13 protein-coding genes are annotated in these 12,868 nt (G+C 71.8%); 9 read left to right on the top strand and 4 right to left on the bottom strand.

Annotated features, from left to right (window positions below):
• Positions 1–49: 49 nt before the first annotated feature.
• On the bottom strand, positions 50–631 hold the full coding sequence (locus ACQ0O7_RS29730) for an RICIN domain-containing protein (protein WP_430786677.1): 582 nt from the start codon (positions 629–631) through the stop codon (positions 50–52).
• A 115-nt stretch (positions 632–746) separates the two neighbouring features.
• Here ACQ0O7_RS29730 and ACQ0O7_RS29725 point away from each other — a divergent pair, with 115 nt between their 5' ends.
• Both ACQ0O7_RS29725 and ACQ0O7_RS29720 read left to right on the top strand, forming a co-directional pair.
• Complete coding sequence (locus ACQ0O7_RS29725; RefSeq protein WP_430786675.1) at positions 747–992, top strand: hypothetical protein; 246 nt, start codon at positions 747–749, stop codon at positions 990–992.
• Positions 993–1,000: 8 nt separating this feature from the next.
• Positions 1,001–2,095: a serine hydrolase domain-containing protein gene (locus ACQ0O7_RS29720; protein ID WP_430786673.1), complete on the top strand. Its 1,095-nt coding sequence runs from the start codon at positions 1,001–1,003 to the stop codon at positions 2,093–2,095.
• Here the strand turns inward: ACQ0O7_RS29720 and ACQ0O7_RS29715 are convergent.
• The 3 genes from ACQ0O7_RS29715 to ACQ0O7_RS29705 all read right to left on the bottom strand — a co-directional run bounded on the left by ACQ0O7_RS29715 (position 1,978) and on the right by ACQ0O7_RS29705 (position 5,362).
• Entirely contained in the window at positions 1,978–3,195 is a 1,218-nt protein-coding gene (locus ACQ0O7_RS29715; protein ID WP_430786671.1) for a glycosyltransferase family 4 protein, read from the bottom strand. The two genes, ACQ0O7_RS29720 and ACQ0O7_RS29715, sit on opposite strands and share 118 nt — an antisense overlap.
• Before the next feature lie 214 nt (positions 3,196–3,409).
• The gene (locus ACQ0O7_RS29710) at positions 3,410–4,375 is read right to left on the bottom strand and encodes a helix-turn-helix domain-containing protein (protein WP_430786669.1); all 966 of its coding nucleotides are present in this window, start codon (positions 4,373–4,375) and stop codon (positions 3,410–3,412) included.
• Positions 4,376–4,384: 9 nt separating this feature from the next.
• Positions 4,385–5,362, bottom strand: coding sequence for an alpha/beta hydrolase (locus ACQ0O7_RS29705; RefSeq protein ID WP_430786667.1), 978 nt, complete (start codon positions 5,360–5,362; stop codon positions 4,385–4,387).
• A 284-nt stretch (positions 5,363–5,646) separates the two neighbouring features.
• Between ACQ0O7_RS29705 and ACQ0O7_RS29700 the strand changes: the two genes are divergently transcribed.
• The 7 genes from ACQ0O7_RS29700 (at position 5,647) to ACQ0O7_RS29670 (ending at position 12,862) form a co-directional block, all read left to right on the top strand.
• Positions 5,647–7,137 carry a cellulase family glycosylhydrolase gene (locus ACQ0O7_RS29700; RefSeq protein ID WP_430786665.1) on the top strand — a complete coding sequence of 497 codons (1,491 nt, stop codon included), beginning with the start codon at positions 5,647–5,649 and terminating at the stop codon, positions 7,135–7,137.
• Between the two features lie 108 nt (positions 7,138–7,245).
• The gene (locus ACQ0O7_RS29695) at positions 7,246–7,887 is read left to right on the top strand and encodes a maleylpyruvate isomerase family mycothiol-dependent enzyme (RefSeq protein WP_430786663.1); all 642 of its coding nucleotides are present in this window, start codon (positions 7,246–7,248) and stop codon (positions 7,885–7,887) included.
• 186 nt (positions 7,888–8,073) lie between these two features.
• Positions 8,074–9,279 (top strand): 4-hydroxyphenylpyruvate dioxygenase, encoded by a 1,206-nt coding sequence (gene hppD, locus ACQ0O7_RS29690; RefSeq protein WP_430786661.1) that lies wholly within the window; start codon positions 8,074–8,076, stop codon positions 9,277–9,279.
• Positions 9,279–10,469 carry a homogentisate 1,2-dioxygenase gene (locus tag ACQ0O7_RS29685; RefSeq protein WP_430786659.1) on the top strand — a complete coding sequence of 397 codons (1,191 nt, stop codon included), beginning with the start codon at positions 9,279–9,281 and terminating at the stop codon, positions 10,467–10,469. Before hppD ends, ACQ0O7_RS29685 begins: the two co-directional genes overlap by 1 nt.
• Positions 10,466–11,200, top strand: coding sequence for a hypothetical protein (locus ACQ0O7_RS29680; protein WP_430786655.1), 735 nt, complete (start codon positions 10,466–10,468; stop codon positions 11,198–11,200). The genes ACQ0O7_RS29685 and ACQ0O7_RS29680 overlap by 4 nt, the downstream gene beginning before the upstream one ends.
• Positions 11,197–12,330: a fumarylacetoacetase gene (gene fahA / locus ACQ0O7_RS29675; protein ID WP_430786653.1), complete on the top strand. Its 1,134-nt coding sequence runs from the start codon at positions 11,197–11,199 to the stop codon at positions 12,328–12,330. The genes ACQ0O7_RS29680 and fahA overlap by 4 nt, the downstream gene beginning before the upstream one ends.
• A 64-nt stretch (positions 12,331–12,394) precedes the next feature.
• Entirely contained in the window at positions 12,395–12,862 is a 468-nt protein-coding gene (locus ACQ0O7_RS29670) for an RICIN domain-containing protein (protein WP_430786651.1), read from the top strand.
• The last annotated feature ends 6 nt before the right edge of the window (positions 12,863–12,868 follow it).

Genomic DNA, 12,868 nt, shown 5'->3' with positions numbered 1-12,868 from the left:
GCCCTTGACAGTAAGCACCATCTGTCAGGCACGTAATGCAGGACGCCCCTTACTGGGCCTTGCCGTTGTCGACGAACACGTAGGTGGTCAGCAGCGGAGCGTCACCGAGCTCCTCGACGATCAGACCGGACCTGGTGATCTGCAGGAAGGCGCTGCCGCTGGCGATCGAGTGGATCGGGCGTTTCCCGCCGTCCTTCTCGCCGTTCGGGGTGATCGACCACAGCTGATCGGCCTTGCCGTCGCAGGCGGCGGCCACCACGGTCAGCGAGCGGGATCCGTTGTTCTTGACGGCCAGGCACTCCGGGTCCGCCTCGGCGGTCTCGATCCGGTAGCCGTCGCCGGCCGGGGTGAGCACGAAGAGCGCACGGGGCGCGTCACCGTCGGTGATGCCGAGGTTGCCCCGCTCGTCCAGGGCGACGATGCCCTCGGAGGACTCGATCGGTTTGATCACCACTTGCCGCTTGCCGTTCAGGATCGGGTCGCTCGCCGGCGGCACAGTCGTGGTGGCCGATGCCGATGCCGAGGCCGGTGCGGGAGCCGGGGTCGGGGCCGCAGTCTTCTCCTCAGCGCACGCCTGCTGGGTCAGAGCGAGAGCGGCGACGGCGGTGATCATGCCGAGTCTGCGGAGCACGGGATTCCCCTTCATCTGTGGACCTGCGGTGCCGACGATCCTTCCCGGACATCAGGGTCGGCGAATCACACATTCGTGCCGTCCGCCGCCGGGCACTGACGGTTCCTCCCACCCGGTGACCGTTGTGGATCAGCGTCTACGACGAGATCCGCGACTTCCCGCCGTCCCGGTGGGCCCGGATCCCCCCGAACAGGCCGGGCTGCCCCGGCACCGCGAGCGCCGGGCCGCCGGCCTGGACCACCGCCGGACCGTCCGGTCCGGCGGCTGCCTCGACGACCCCGAGGTCCACACCGTCCAGACCACCGGGATCTTCCCGATGCGGGCCGACGTGCTGCCGATCGCCGACTGGATCAACCGATAATCAACACCATGATCGAGGTGTACGGGCGGGTCGCTCCCGGATTCGAGGCGGTTCGGGAGGAGTTCGGGCGGCTGGTGCGGTCCGAGGCCGTGGAGGGTGGGTCGCAGCTCGCCGTCTATCGGCACGGTCTGCCGGTGGTGGACCTGTGGGTCGGCGAACAGCAGGCGGTGACCAGTGTGTTCTCGGTGTCGAAGGGGGCCGCGTTCCTGGTCGCCGCGCTGCTCGTGCAGGAGGGCCGGCTCGAACTGGACGCTCCGGCCCGGAGCCTGCCGTTTCCGCTGACCGTGCGGGAGCTGCTCGGGCACCGGTCGGGGCTGATCGGGGTGGCCGGGCTCAGTGTCGCCGAGGCGGCCGACGACCGGGTGCTCGCGGCCCGGCTGACGGGCACCGCACCGTTCTGGGCGCCGGGCACCGCCACCGGGTATCACGCGCTGACCATCGGGGCGCTCCTCGACGCCGAGCTGCGGGCGGTCACCGGGCGGTCGATCCGGGAGTGGTACGAGGAGCGCCTTCGGGTGCCGTACGACATCGATCTCTTCCTGGGTCTTCCGGAGGATCAGCGGCACCGGTTCCGGCCGGTGTTCCCGGCGCCCGGCCCGGCGTGGATCCCGGAGCCGGGCTCGGCGGCGGCGGCCACTCTCGGCGCGTTCGACCTGGTCACCTTCGGCAATTCGGCGGAGGCGCTGGCCGGTGGGCAGGCGTCGGCCGGTGGGGTGGGCAGCGCGCGCGGGGTGGCCCGGATGTACGCGGCGGCGATCGGGGCGCTCGACGGCCGGCCCGCCCTGCTGCGCCCGGAGACGATCCGGGAGTTCGCCGCACCGTACTCGCTCGGGGTCGACCTCGTCATCGGCGAGGCCGACCACTACGCGCTCGGGTTCGAGAACCCGGCCACCCGGTTCCCCTGGGCGAGCCGGCACACGCTGGGGCACAGCGGCGCCGCCGGATCGGTCGGCTGGGGGGATTTCGAGAACGGGATCGCGTACGGCTACGTCCGGCGCGGGTTCGGCGGGCCGGACACCGGCACCCTGTCGGCCGGTGTCCTCGCCGCGGCCAGGTCGGCGAACAGCTCCTCCCAGAGCGGCACGATCGCCGGCATCGCGTAGGCGGCGCCGGTCACCGCGGCCGCCGCGCCCAGCCGGTCGCGTTCGCTCGCGTCCTCGATGAGGCGGATGATCCCGGCGGTCAGGGCGTCCACGTCCTCGGCCGGGATCAGCAGGCCGTTCGCGCCGTCGTCGACCACGTCGGCCGGGCCGGTCGGGCAGTCGAACGACACCACCGGCAGGCCGGCGCCCATCGCCTCCAGCAGCACCATCGGCAGGCCCTCCTTGCGGGAGCTGAGCACGAAGATCGACGCCTTGGCGAACTCGCCGTCCAGGTCCCTGGTCAGGCCGCGCAGCCTGACCGTGCCGGTCAGGCCGTGCTTGTCGATCAGGGTGGTGAGCCGCTGCCGCCACCGGCCCTCGCCGAAGATGTGCAGCTCCCACTCCGGGTGGGCGGCGTGCACCGGTGCGAACGCCCGGGTGAGCAGGTCGAAGCCCTTCTGCCGGCCGAGCCGGCCGGCCGCGATCACCACCGGGGCGCGGCCGGGGGCGGGGACGGGCCGGGCGGTGCGCGCCGGGATGCCGTTCGGGATCCGGCTCAGCGGCACACGGTCACCCAGGGCCGCCCGGTACGACTCCAGGTCCTTGCGGGTCAGCACGGTCACCGCGTCCAGGCGCGGGTAGGCGCGGGCGATCCGCTGCTGGAGCCGCCGGCGGTAGCTGCCGAAGTTCATGTGGTCCTGACCGATCCGGTACAGGCGGCGGGGTGCGAACCAGGCGGACAGCAGGTTCAGGGCCGGGCGGGTGGTGATCAGCGCCCCGTCACGCTGGGAGCGCATGTACCGGATCACCGACAGGTCGACCCACGGGTCGAAGCGGCTGTACCGGAAGTCCCGGCCGTGCGGCAGCGGGTTGCGCAGCAGCCGGGTCCGGTTGAACGGCCGGGCGCCCGCGCCACCCCAGCGGGTGCCGTCCGGTTTCAGGTCGGTGAGGGACACCAGCCGCACCCGGGGGTCCAGGGGCAGCGCGGGCTTCTCCCCGGTCCGGTAGACGCTGGCGATCTCCACGTCGTGGGTCGCGCACAACGCGTTGGCCTGATTGAAGACCGTACGGATCGTTCCGCCGACCGCGTACGCGTTGTGCAACAGGTACCTGATGTTCACCGGCCACAACCTAGGGCGTGCCGTCAACAAACCTGCGAGAATACACAGATTCGCAGCTCACGGGTGATGCTGGAGCAAAGTGGACGGTCCGGGGTGGCGCGGACGGGACGGGGCCCCCGATCCGGGTGGGGCCGTGGGGCGTACCCCGCGACGTCGATCACGAATCCCCTCCGGACGGAGGCGGCGAAGGACGCACCCGCGGAGTCCATGCCCCTCAATGCATGCGGTGCAGGTGCCTCAGGGTGAGGGCCAGCCGGGCGCGGAGCAGGCCGTGCGGGTCGTGCAGGCTCCAGCCGAGCAGGTGTTCGGCCTGGGTGACCCGGTCCTGGAGGCTGGAGTGGTGCAGGCGCAGCCGGGTCGCCGCGGCGCGCAGGCTGCTGGTGGTGGTGATGGCGTACAGGGTGGCGGGCAGCCAGGGCGCGGTGGCCGCGGCCTGGTCCAGGGCGAGCACGTCGGGGACCGCGCCCGGGTCGGGGACCGACGCCAGCACCGCCAGGGCGCCGAGCTCGTCGTGGCGTACCACCGGTTCGCCGGGGTCGTCGTCGGTGCCGGCGGCGGTGAACCGGACCGCGATCAGCGCCGCCCGGTAGGACGCCGGGAGTTCCAGCACCGGGACGGTGGGCCCGATGCCGGCCCGGTTCGCCGCCGGGTCCGCGGTCGCCGCCCGCACGGCGACCTCCCCGGTGTGCTCGACCAGCGCGTACGCGGACCCCTCCAGCCCCAGACGGCGCCCCGCCAGCAGGCGTGACTCGGGTGGCGCGGACGCGTCGACGAGCAGTTCGGCCAGGGCCGGGTCGCCGGCGGCGGGGGCCCGGCCGCGGGTGCGGTCCAGGACGGTGCGGGCCGCGCCGGCCGCCCGTTCCAGCACCATCGCGTCGACCGGGCCGGGCGTGCCGGAGCGTTCCAGCCACAACCCGGCGGTGCCCAGGTCCAGGTGTGGCCAGTCGGCGGCGGCCGGTTCGGCGACGGGGGCGGCGACACCGTCCGGCAGCATCCGGATGTGGACGCGCCGGGCGGTGTCGTCGAGCCGGGCCGGGCAGCCGGCCAGCACCGCCGCGCCGCGGACGATGCTCTGCAGGCCGGCGCCGGCCTCGACGAGACCGTCGAAGTAGGCGATCACCCGCACGGCGGCGCTGGCGTCGGCGTCCAGCGCGGCCAGGCGTACGGCCAGGTCTTTCATGGTCCGAATCTACGAGTTGAGCAGGCGGTCCATCCAGCGGATCCGGGCCTGCCGGGCGTCCTGGGACAGGGCCGCGCTGGGCACCATGCTGTCGAAGCCGTGGAACGCGCCGGGCCACACGTGCAGTTCGGCCCGGCCGCCGGCCTGCCAGATCCGGCTCGCATAGGCGACGTCCTCGTCCCGGAACGTCTCCGCGCTGCCGACGTCGATGAACGCGGGCGGCAGACCGGACAGGTCGGCCGCGCGGGCCGGCGCGGCGTAGGCCGGCACGTCCGGACCACCGGCCGCGGCACCGAGCAGCGCACCCCATCCGGTCCGGTTGGAGATCCGGTCCCAGACCCCCAGCCCTTCCATCTGTACGGCGGAGGCCGACTCGTTGCGGTCGTCCAGCATCGGGTAGATCAGCAGTTGCCCGAGCAGTGCCGGCCCGTCCAGGTCGCGGGCCATCAGCGCGAGGGCGGCGGCCAGTCCGCCACCGGCACTGGCCCCGGCGACGATCAGCCGTCCGGGGTCGTAACCCAGTTCCGCGGCGTGCCCGGCGGTCCACAGCAGCCCGGCGTAGCAGTCCTCCACCGGCCCGGGGTGCGGGGTCTCCGGGGCGAGCCGGTACTCCACCGACACCACCACCAGCCCGAACCGTTCGGCCAGGTCCTGCATCTCACCGACCCCGGTCCGGTTGTCGCCGATGATCATCCCGCCGCCGTGGGTGTGGTAGACGCAGCCGAGGGTTCCGGTGAACGCGGTCGGCCGCAGGATCAGCAGCGAGATGTCCGGCGCCCCGGCCGGCCCCGGCACGGTGCGCTCCTCGACCGTGAACCGCCCCTCGCGCCGCAGGTCGTCGTCGGTGACCGGGGCGAGCACCGCGCCCTGCCGCATCGGCGGGATCATCTCCGGCGTCAGCGACGGCGGGATCTGCTCGCCGACGGCGCCGAGGGCGGCGGCGAGTTCCGGATCGAACGGGACGGGCGAGGGAACGACGGTGGTCACGGCGGCCTCCTTGTTAACCCCGGATCACCAACGTGTGACCGGTGTCACCAGCATGCGGTGCCACCCGGCCCTGATCGAGCGCCATCCGGCGGATTCCCCCCGCCATTCGGCGGGTGCTCACCCCTGATCGAAACGGTTTCCGGCCCGTTGCAATCCACAGTGTCTCGACCGGGCCAGGCTCCCCAAGTGCAACCGCGATGCCCTTAGCGAGAACCTCTCCCAGCGGCGGCGCGCGACCGAAGAAGAGTCCGACACTCGATCCGGTTCTTCGAGAGAGGCTTCGCATGCGCCGTGCCGTCCTCCGTGCCACCGTCCTGACCTCCGCGCTGCTGTTCAGCGGCGTGGCGATCCCGGCCACGGCCGCGACGGCGGGTGGCGTCCCGGAGAAGAAGGCGGTGAAGGCCGCGGCGCCCACCCTGGCCGGCCGGCTGGCCGCGACCCGGGCCGCGAAGAGCCTCAACTACTACCCGTCGAACGCCGCCTGGTCGTCGATGTGGACCGAGTTCGACGCCAAGCGGATCGAGGCCGACCTGGCCAAGATCGCCGGGCTGGGCGCGGACAACGTCCGGGTGATCGTCTTCCCGCAGGCGTTCGGCTACCCCACCCCGAAGGCCAAGTACGCCGATCGCCTGCGGGCCTTCGTGGCGGCCGCCGACAAGCACGGGATGACCGTCAAGCTGACCCTGTTCGACTGGTGGGACGGCTACTCCGACGCCGCCAACAGCATCACCTGGGCCAAGGCCGTGATCGCGCCGTACGCCGACGACCCCCGGGTGATCGCGGTCGAGCTGAAGAACGAGTTCCAGCCCGACGACACCGCCGCCGTCGGATGGGTGCGCAAGCTGATCCCGGCCGTCCGCGCCGCCGCCCCGACCATGCCGCTGACCCTGTCGGTCGACGGCGGCACCGGTGCCCCCGGCATGGCGAAGATCAAGAAATCGCTTGCCGGTACGCCTCTCGACTACTACGACTTCCACTTCTACGGCAGCTCGGAGCGGGCCCTCACCGAGATCCGGCGCGCCCAGCAGGCGGTCGCCCCGTCGCCCGTCGTGATCGGCGAGACCGGGCTCAGCAGCGACGCCGACAGCGAGGGGGAGCAGGCCGCGTACCTGGCCCGGGTGTTCCGCGCGGCCCGGGAGGCCGGGGTCGGCTCGGTGTCGCCGTGGACGTTCACCGACTTCGCCGACGGGGCCATCCCGGGCAACTCGCAGGTGGCCGGGAAGCCGGTCCAGTACCGGTTCGGCCTGCACCGCACCGACGGCACCCCGAAGGCCGCGGCCGCCGTGGTCCGCGACCACTGGACCACCGGCAGCACCCCGAACAGCATCCTCGACCTGGGCTTCGAGGCGCCCGGCGGCGAATCCCCGTGGCGGCCGAACCAGACCGCGGCCGGCAAGGCCGTGACCGCCACCGGCATGGCCCGGACCGGGAAGTACGCGGCCCGGTTCAGCAACACCACGCGGACGTCGGCGGGCCTGCCCTCGCTGGTCACCTCACCGATCACACCGGTGCAGGCCGGTCACCGCTGGCGGGCCGAGGCGTTCGCCCGGGGCGCCGGCGCCACCGGCACCACCGAGATCACCCTGAGCTGGTTCGACGGCGACGGCAAGTGGATCTCCCAGCACACCTCGAACCGTCTGCCGGCCGGCAACAGCGGCTGGACGAAACTGTTCGTCGAGGCGGTCGCCCCGGCCGGCGCGGCCGGCGTCCAGCTGCACCTGAAGTCCGGCGACAACAAGGGCACCGTCTGGTTCGACGACGTCGCGATCTCCTGACCGGGGTGCACCCACCCCGGGGCCGGTCCGGACGTTCCCGACCGTGACAGGCGACCGGGCCGTCGTCGGAGTCGAACGGTGGGGAGGTGGGCGGTAGCGTCGTCGGTCATGGACAAGGACGACATCTGGGCCGTGGTTCACCGGGAGCGGGCGGCGCTGGCCCACGATCTGGAGTCGCTGACTCCGGACCAGTGGGCCGCACCGACCGCCTGCCCCGGCTGGGACGTCCACGCCGTGGTGGCGCACCTGGTGGACAGCGCCAGGGCGACCTGGTGGAGCTTCGCCCGCGACATGATCGCGGCCCGCTTCGACTTCGACCGCCAGAACGAGCTGGGCATCCACCGCGAACGCCACCCGGACCCGTCGTCCACCCTGGCCGCGCTACGCTCCGTGACCGACCGGACTAGCACTCCCCCGGCCCCGCTCGCCACCCGCCTGGTGGAGGCGTTCGTGCACGGCGAGGACATCCGCCGTGCGGTGGGCCGCACCGGCGACTACCCGCCGGAGGCGGTGGCGGCGGCACTGACCCTGCAGTTGCGCACGTCGGCGCGGATGGGCGGCGGCCGGGAGCGAGCCGCGGATCTGCGCCTGGTGGCCACCGACACCCCGCTGTCCCACGGCACCGGCCCGGAGGTGGCGGGCACGGCGCTGGCCCTGTTGCTGGCGGTCTCCGGCCGTCCCCTCGATCCGGCCGAACTGACCGGCCCCGGAGCGGGGTCCCTGCCGGCCCGGGGACCGGAGAGACGATGACCGCCCCGCGCGCCACCGCTCAGCCGTGACCGGGATCGGTGCCACGCCGGTGGGCAGATTGTCCAGGGCTTCCGGCTTTCGGCGGGCAGCTCTGGGCAGAGTGCCCTACCGATCTTGAGCGTGTTGTGCATCACCTTCGGGTTTTCCATGCTGGGGCTCTCAGCACCGCGGCTGGAGGGAGCACCGATGTCCGTCAACGAGACGCTGACCAGTGAGGAACGGCTCGCCGAACTCGACCTGGACACGTTGAAGCAACTGGTCGGGCTGGTCGAGTACGACTCGGCCGGGGATCCGTTCCCGGTGACCGGGTGGGACGCGATCGTGTGGGCGGTGGGCAACGCCACCCAGACCGCGCACTTCTTCCAGTCCGCGTTCGGCATGGAGCTGATCGCCTATGCGGGGCCGGAGACCGGCAACCGCGACCACATGGCGTACGTGCTGAAGTCCGGCGCCATCAAGTTCGTCATCCAGGGTGGGGTGGATCCGGACAGCCCGGTGATCGGCCATCACGCCCGGCACGGCGACGGCATCACCGACATCGCCCTGTCGGTGCCCGATGTCGACAAGTGCGTCGAGCACGCCCGCGCCCAGGGCGCCCGGGTGCTGGTGGAGCCGCACGACGTCACCGACGAGCACGGCACGGTGCGCATCGGGGCGATCGGGACGTACGGCGAGACCCGCCACACGCTGATCGACCGCAGCCGCTATACCGGACCGTATCTGCCCGGTTATGTCGCCCGGACCTCCGCCCGCCAGAAGCGTCCCGGCGCGCCCAAGCGGATCTTCCAGGCCCTGGACCACGTGGTCGGCAACGTGGAGCTGGGCGCGATGGACGAGTGGGTGGACTTCTACAACCGGGTGATGGGCTTCACCAACATGGCCGAGTTCATCGGCGACGACATCGCCACCGACTATTCGGCGCTGATGTCGAAGGTGGTGGCGTCCGGCAACCACCGGGTCAAGTTCCCGCTCAACGAGCCGGCGCTGGGCAAGAAGAAGTCGCAGATCGACGAGTACCTGGAGTTCTATCGCGGCCCGGGCGCCCAGCATCTGGCGCTGGCCACCAACGACATCCTGCGGGCGGTGGACGCGCTCCGCGAGGAGGGTGTGGAGTTCCTGGCCACCCCGGACTCGTACTACCAGGACCCGGAGTTGCGGGCCCGGATCGGCGAGGTCCGGGTGCCGATCGAGGAGCTGCAGAAACGTGGCATCCTGGTGGACCGGGACGAGGACGGCTACCTGCTGCAGATCTTCACCAAGCCGATCGGTGACCGCCCGACGGTGTTCTTCGAGCTGATCGAGCGGCACGGCTCGCTGGGCTTCGGCAAGGGCAACTTCAAGGCCCTGTTCGAGGCCATCGAGCGGGAGCAGGCCAAGCGCGGGAACTTCTGATGGCCCACTACCAGCGGGCCGGGCACATCCCGGCGAAACGGCACACCCAGCACCGCGACCCGGACGGGCGGCTGTACTACGAGGAGCTGATGGGCGAGGAGGGGTTCTCCTCCGACTCGTCGCTGCTCTATCACCGGCACGTGCCGTCGGCGGTGTCGGCGGCGCGGGTCTGGCAGCTGCCCGACCAGGCGGTCACCGCCAACCAGCCGCTGCTGCCCCGGCATCTCAAACTGCACGAACTGTTCGCCGGCGAGGAGTGGAAGTCCTGCGACGCGGTGCGGGACCGGCGGCTGGTGCTGGGCAACGCGGACGTCCGGATCAGTTATGTGGTCGCGGGCACCACGTCGCCGCTCTACCGCAACGCGACCGGCGACGAGTGTGTCTTCGTCGAAGCGGGCACCGCCACCCTGGAGACCGTCTTCGGCGATCTGCCGGTGAAATCCGGGGATTACGCGATCATCCCGCGGGCGACCACCCACCGGTGGGTGCCGTCGGGGGATGGACCTCTCCGGCTCTACGCGATCGAGGCCAACAGCCACATCGCACCTCCGAAACGCTACCTCTCCCGGTACGGGCAGTTCCTCGAGCACGCCCCCTACTGCGAGCGCGACCTCCGCACCCCGGACGGGCCGAGGATCGTCGAGGACCGGAACGTCGAGGTGTTCATCAAGCATCGCGGCGACGGGCCGGCCGGTCTCGCCGGGAGCGTGCACGTGCTGCCGCACCACCCGTTCGACGTGATCGGCTGGGACGGGTGCCTCTACCCGTACACCTTCGACGTCGCCGACTTCGAACCGATCACCGGCCGGGTCCACCAGCCGCCGCCGGTGCACCAGGTCTTCGAGGGCGCCAACTTCGTGATCTGCAACTTCGTCCCCCGCAAGGTCGACTACCACCCCCTGGCCGTGCCGGTGCCGTACTACCACTCGAACGTCGACTCCGACGAGGTGATGTTCTACGTCGGCGGCGACTACGAGGCCCGCAAGGGCTCCGGCATCAACGCCGGCTCGGTGTCGCTGCACCCCGGCGGGCACTCGCACGGCCCGCAGCCGGGGGCGATCGAGGGCAGCCTGGGCGCCGAGCGGTTCGACGAGCTGGCCGTCATGGTGGACACGTTCCGGCCACTCGGGCTGGGTGAGGCCGGACGGCTCTGCGACGACGGGGTGTACGCCTGGACCTGGGCCCGATGAACCCGCTGTTCACCGCGTTGTTCGACGACGCGGCCCTGTTCCCGCCGGCGTCCATGGGCCTGCCGGAGGCCCTCGCGGCGCACCGGGCCCGGCGGGATTCGGCGCTCGCCCCACTGCTCGGGCCGTTCGTCTGCCCGGTGTCGCGCCTCGGCGAGGTCACCGGCGTGCGTGTCGCGGTGGTGCTGCCGACCGCGGACACGCCGGTGCCCCACCACCCGTCGATCGTGGCGGTCGAGGCCCCGGAGGCGGTCCCCGGCCCGGTCACCACCTACTCCGAGCTGCCCTGCGCGGAGATCGACGCGATCCGCCTGGCCGCTCTCCGGGCGGCGGGTCTGCGACTGAAACTGCGGACCGGCGGTGTACGCGCGGAGATGTTCCCGTCCGAGGACGTCCTGGCCCGGGCACTGTGGAACGCGGTCCGCGGTGGCATCGCGTTCAAACTCACCGCCGGGCTGCACGACCCGATCCGCCACCGTGACCCGGTGACCGGATTCGAACACCACGGTTTCCTGAACGTGCTGCTGGCCACCGCCCGTGCGCTGCAGGGCTACGACATCCAGCGCACGCTCGCCGACCAGGACGGCGAACGGGTGGCCGCGGGTGTGGCCGGCATCGACGAGGTGCTGGCCAAGGCGGTCCGGCACCACTTCATCAGCTTCGGCACGTGCAGCGTCACCGAGCCCGTCGACGGGCTGCTGCGCTACCGGCTACTCCCGGAGGATCCACGTTGAGCCACCCTCTGCCGTACGGGGTCTTCGCCACCCCCGACGATCCGCGACCGCGTACCGGCGTGGCGGTCGGTGACCGGGTCCTCGATCTGCCGGCCACCGTCGCCGCGCTGGACCCGTCGTTCGCGCCGGTGGTCGCCGGGCCGTCGCTGGACGCGCTGCTCGCCGCCGGGCCATCGGTGTGGGCCGCGTTGCGAGCCGCGCTGACCGGCTGGGTCGACGCCGAAGCACCGGTCGTGTGGGCCACCGATCCGAGCATGCGCCTGCCGTTCACGGTCGCCGACTACGTCGACTTCTACGCCTCCGAGCAGCACGCCACCACCATCGGTCGGATCTTCCGGCCGGACCAGGAGCCGCTCACCCCGAACTGGAGGCACCTGCCGATCGGCTATCACGGCCGGGCCGGCACGGTGGTCGTCTCCGGCACCGAGATCGTCCGCCCGTCCGGTCAGCGCCGTGGGCCGGACGGCCCGGTCTTCGGCCCGTCGCAGCGCCTCGACATCGAGGTGGAGCTGGGTTACGTGGTGGGCACGCCGTCCCGCCTCGGTGAGCCGGTGCCACTGGACCGGTTCGCCGAGCACGTCTTCGGGGTGTGCCTGGTCAACGACTGGTCGGCCCGGGACATCCAGGCTTGGGAGTACGTCCCACTGGGCCCGTTCCTGGGTAAGAGCTTCGCCACGTCGGTCTCGCCGTGGGTCGTACCGCTGGCGGCTTTTGATCATGCTCGTGTTCCTGCCCCGGAGCGCACCGAGGCGTTGCTGCCCTATCTCGACGACGCCGAGACCGAGCCGTGGGGGCTGGACATCCGTTTCGAGGTGCGGCTGAACGGTCACCTGATCTCCGAGCCGGTGTTCGGCGGGATGTACTGGACCGGCCCGCAGATGCTCGCCCACCTGACCGTCAACGGGGCGTCACTGCGGACCGGCGACCTGTACGCGTCGGGCACGGTCAGTGGTGGCTCACCCGGTTCGCTGATCGAGCTGACCTGGAACGGCCGTGATCCGCTGACGTTGCCGGACGGCACCACCCGCACGTTCCTGGCCGACGGCGACGAGGTGGTGATCTCGGCGACCGCGCCCGGACCTGGCGGATCGGTGATCAACTTAGGTTCAGTAATCGGACGAATCAGCTGAAATCCGGCGTCCTCCGTGGCTTGATGAAGCTTGTCGCCATTCGGGTCCACGGAGGACAGCCGTCATGAGAGCCCTGCTCAGCACCGCCCTGATCATCGCCCTGATCGGCAGCTCCACGCCGGCCGGAGCCGACGACGGCGGCCTGCTGATCGTCAACAAGGCGTCCGAGAAGTGCCTGACCGTCGGCGTCGGCGACAACACGATGATCACCCAGTGGACGTGTGCGTCCGGCGACGCGTTCCAGCGCTGGGAACTCCTCGGCGGCGACCACGTGAAGATCCGCAACAAGGCCACCCGGGCCTGCCTGACCGTCCACGGCTCCGGCAACGGCGCCCTGGCGTCAGCGGCCCCGTGCGACGAGGCCGGCCGCTGGCGCCTGGCCGACCGCAAGGGCCGCTGGTGGGAGCTGCGCCCGGCCGGCACCAGCCGCTGCCTGGACCTGAACGCGGCCAGCCGCTCCGACGGCGCGGCCGTCCAGCAGTGGCGCTGCCGCCGCGGCGCCAACGACAACCAAACCTGGCTCCTGGTCTGAGCGCCA

The sequence above is a fragment of the Actinoplanes sp. G11-F43 genome, assembly GCF_050589265.1.
Classification (GTDB): domain Bacteria; phylum Actinomycetota; class Actinomycetes; order Mycobacteriales; family Micromonosporaceae; genus Actinoplanes.
This window is presented reverse-complemented; position numbering and strand designations above follow the sequence as displayed.

What these genes read in the sequence shown, in the direction of transcription:
- ACQ0O7_RS29720 (WP_430786673.1), top strand. Translation starts at nt 1,001, where the DNA reads ATGATCGAGGTGTACGGGCGGGTCGCTCCCGGATTCGAGGCGGTTCGG.
- ACQ0O7_RS29685 (WP_430786659.1), top strand. Translation starts at nt 9,279, where the DNA reads ATGGCCCACTACCAGCGGGCCGGGCACATCCCGGCGAAACGGCACACC.
- ACQ0O7_RS29670 (WP_430786651.1), top strand. Translation starts at nt 12,395, where the DNA reads ATGAGAGCCCTGCTCAGCACCGCCCTGATCATCGCCCTGATCGGCAGC.
- ACQ0O7_RS29680 (WP_430786655.1), top strand. Translation starts at nt 10,466, where the DNA reads ATGAACCCGCTGTTCACCGCGTTGTTCGACGACGCGGCCCTGTTCCCG.
- ACQ0O7_RS29695 (WP_430786663.1), top strand. Translation starts at nt 7,246, where the DNA reads ATGGACAAGGACGACATCTGGGCCGTGGTTCACCGGGAGCGGGCGGCG.
- hppD (WP_430786661.1), top strand. Translation starts at nt 8,074, where the DNA reads ATGTCCGTCAACGAGACGCTGACCAGTGAGGAACGGCTCGCCGAACTC.
- ACQ0O7_RS29700 (WP_430786665.1), top strand. Translation starts at nt 5,647, where the DNA reads ATGCGCCGTGCCGTCCTCCGTGCCACCGTCCTGACCTCCGCGCTGCTG.
- ACQ0O7_RS29710 (WP_430786669.1), bottom strand. Translation starts at nt 4,375, where the DNA reads ATGAAAGACCTGGCCGTACGCCTGGCCGCGCTGGACGCCGACGCCAGC.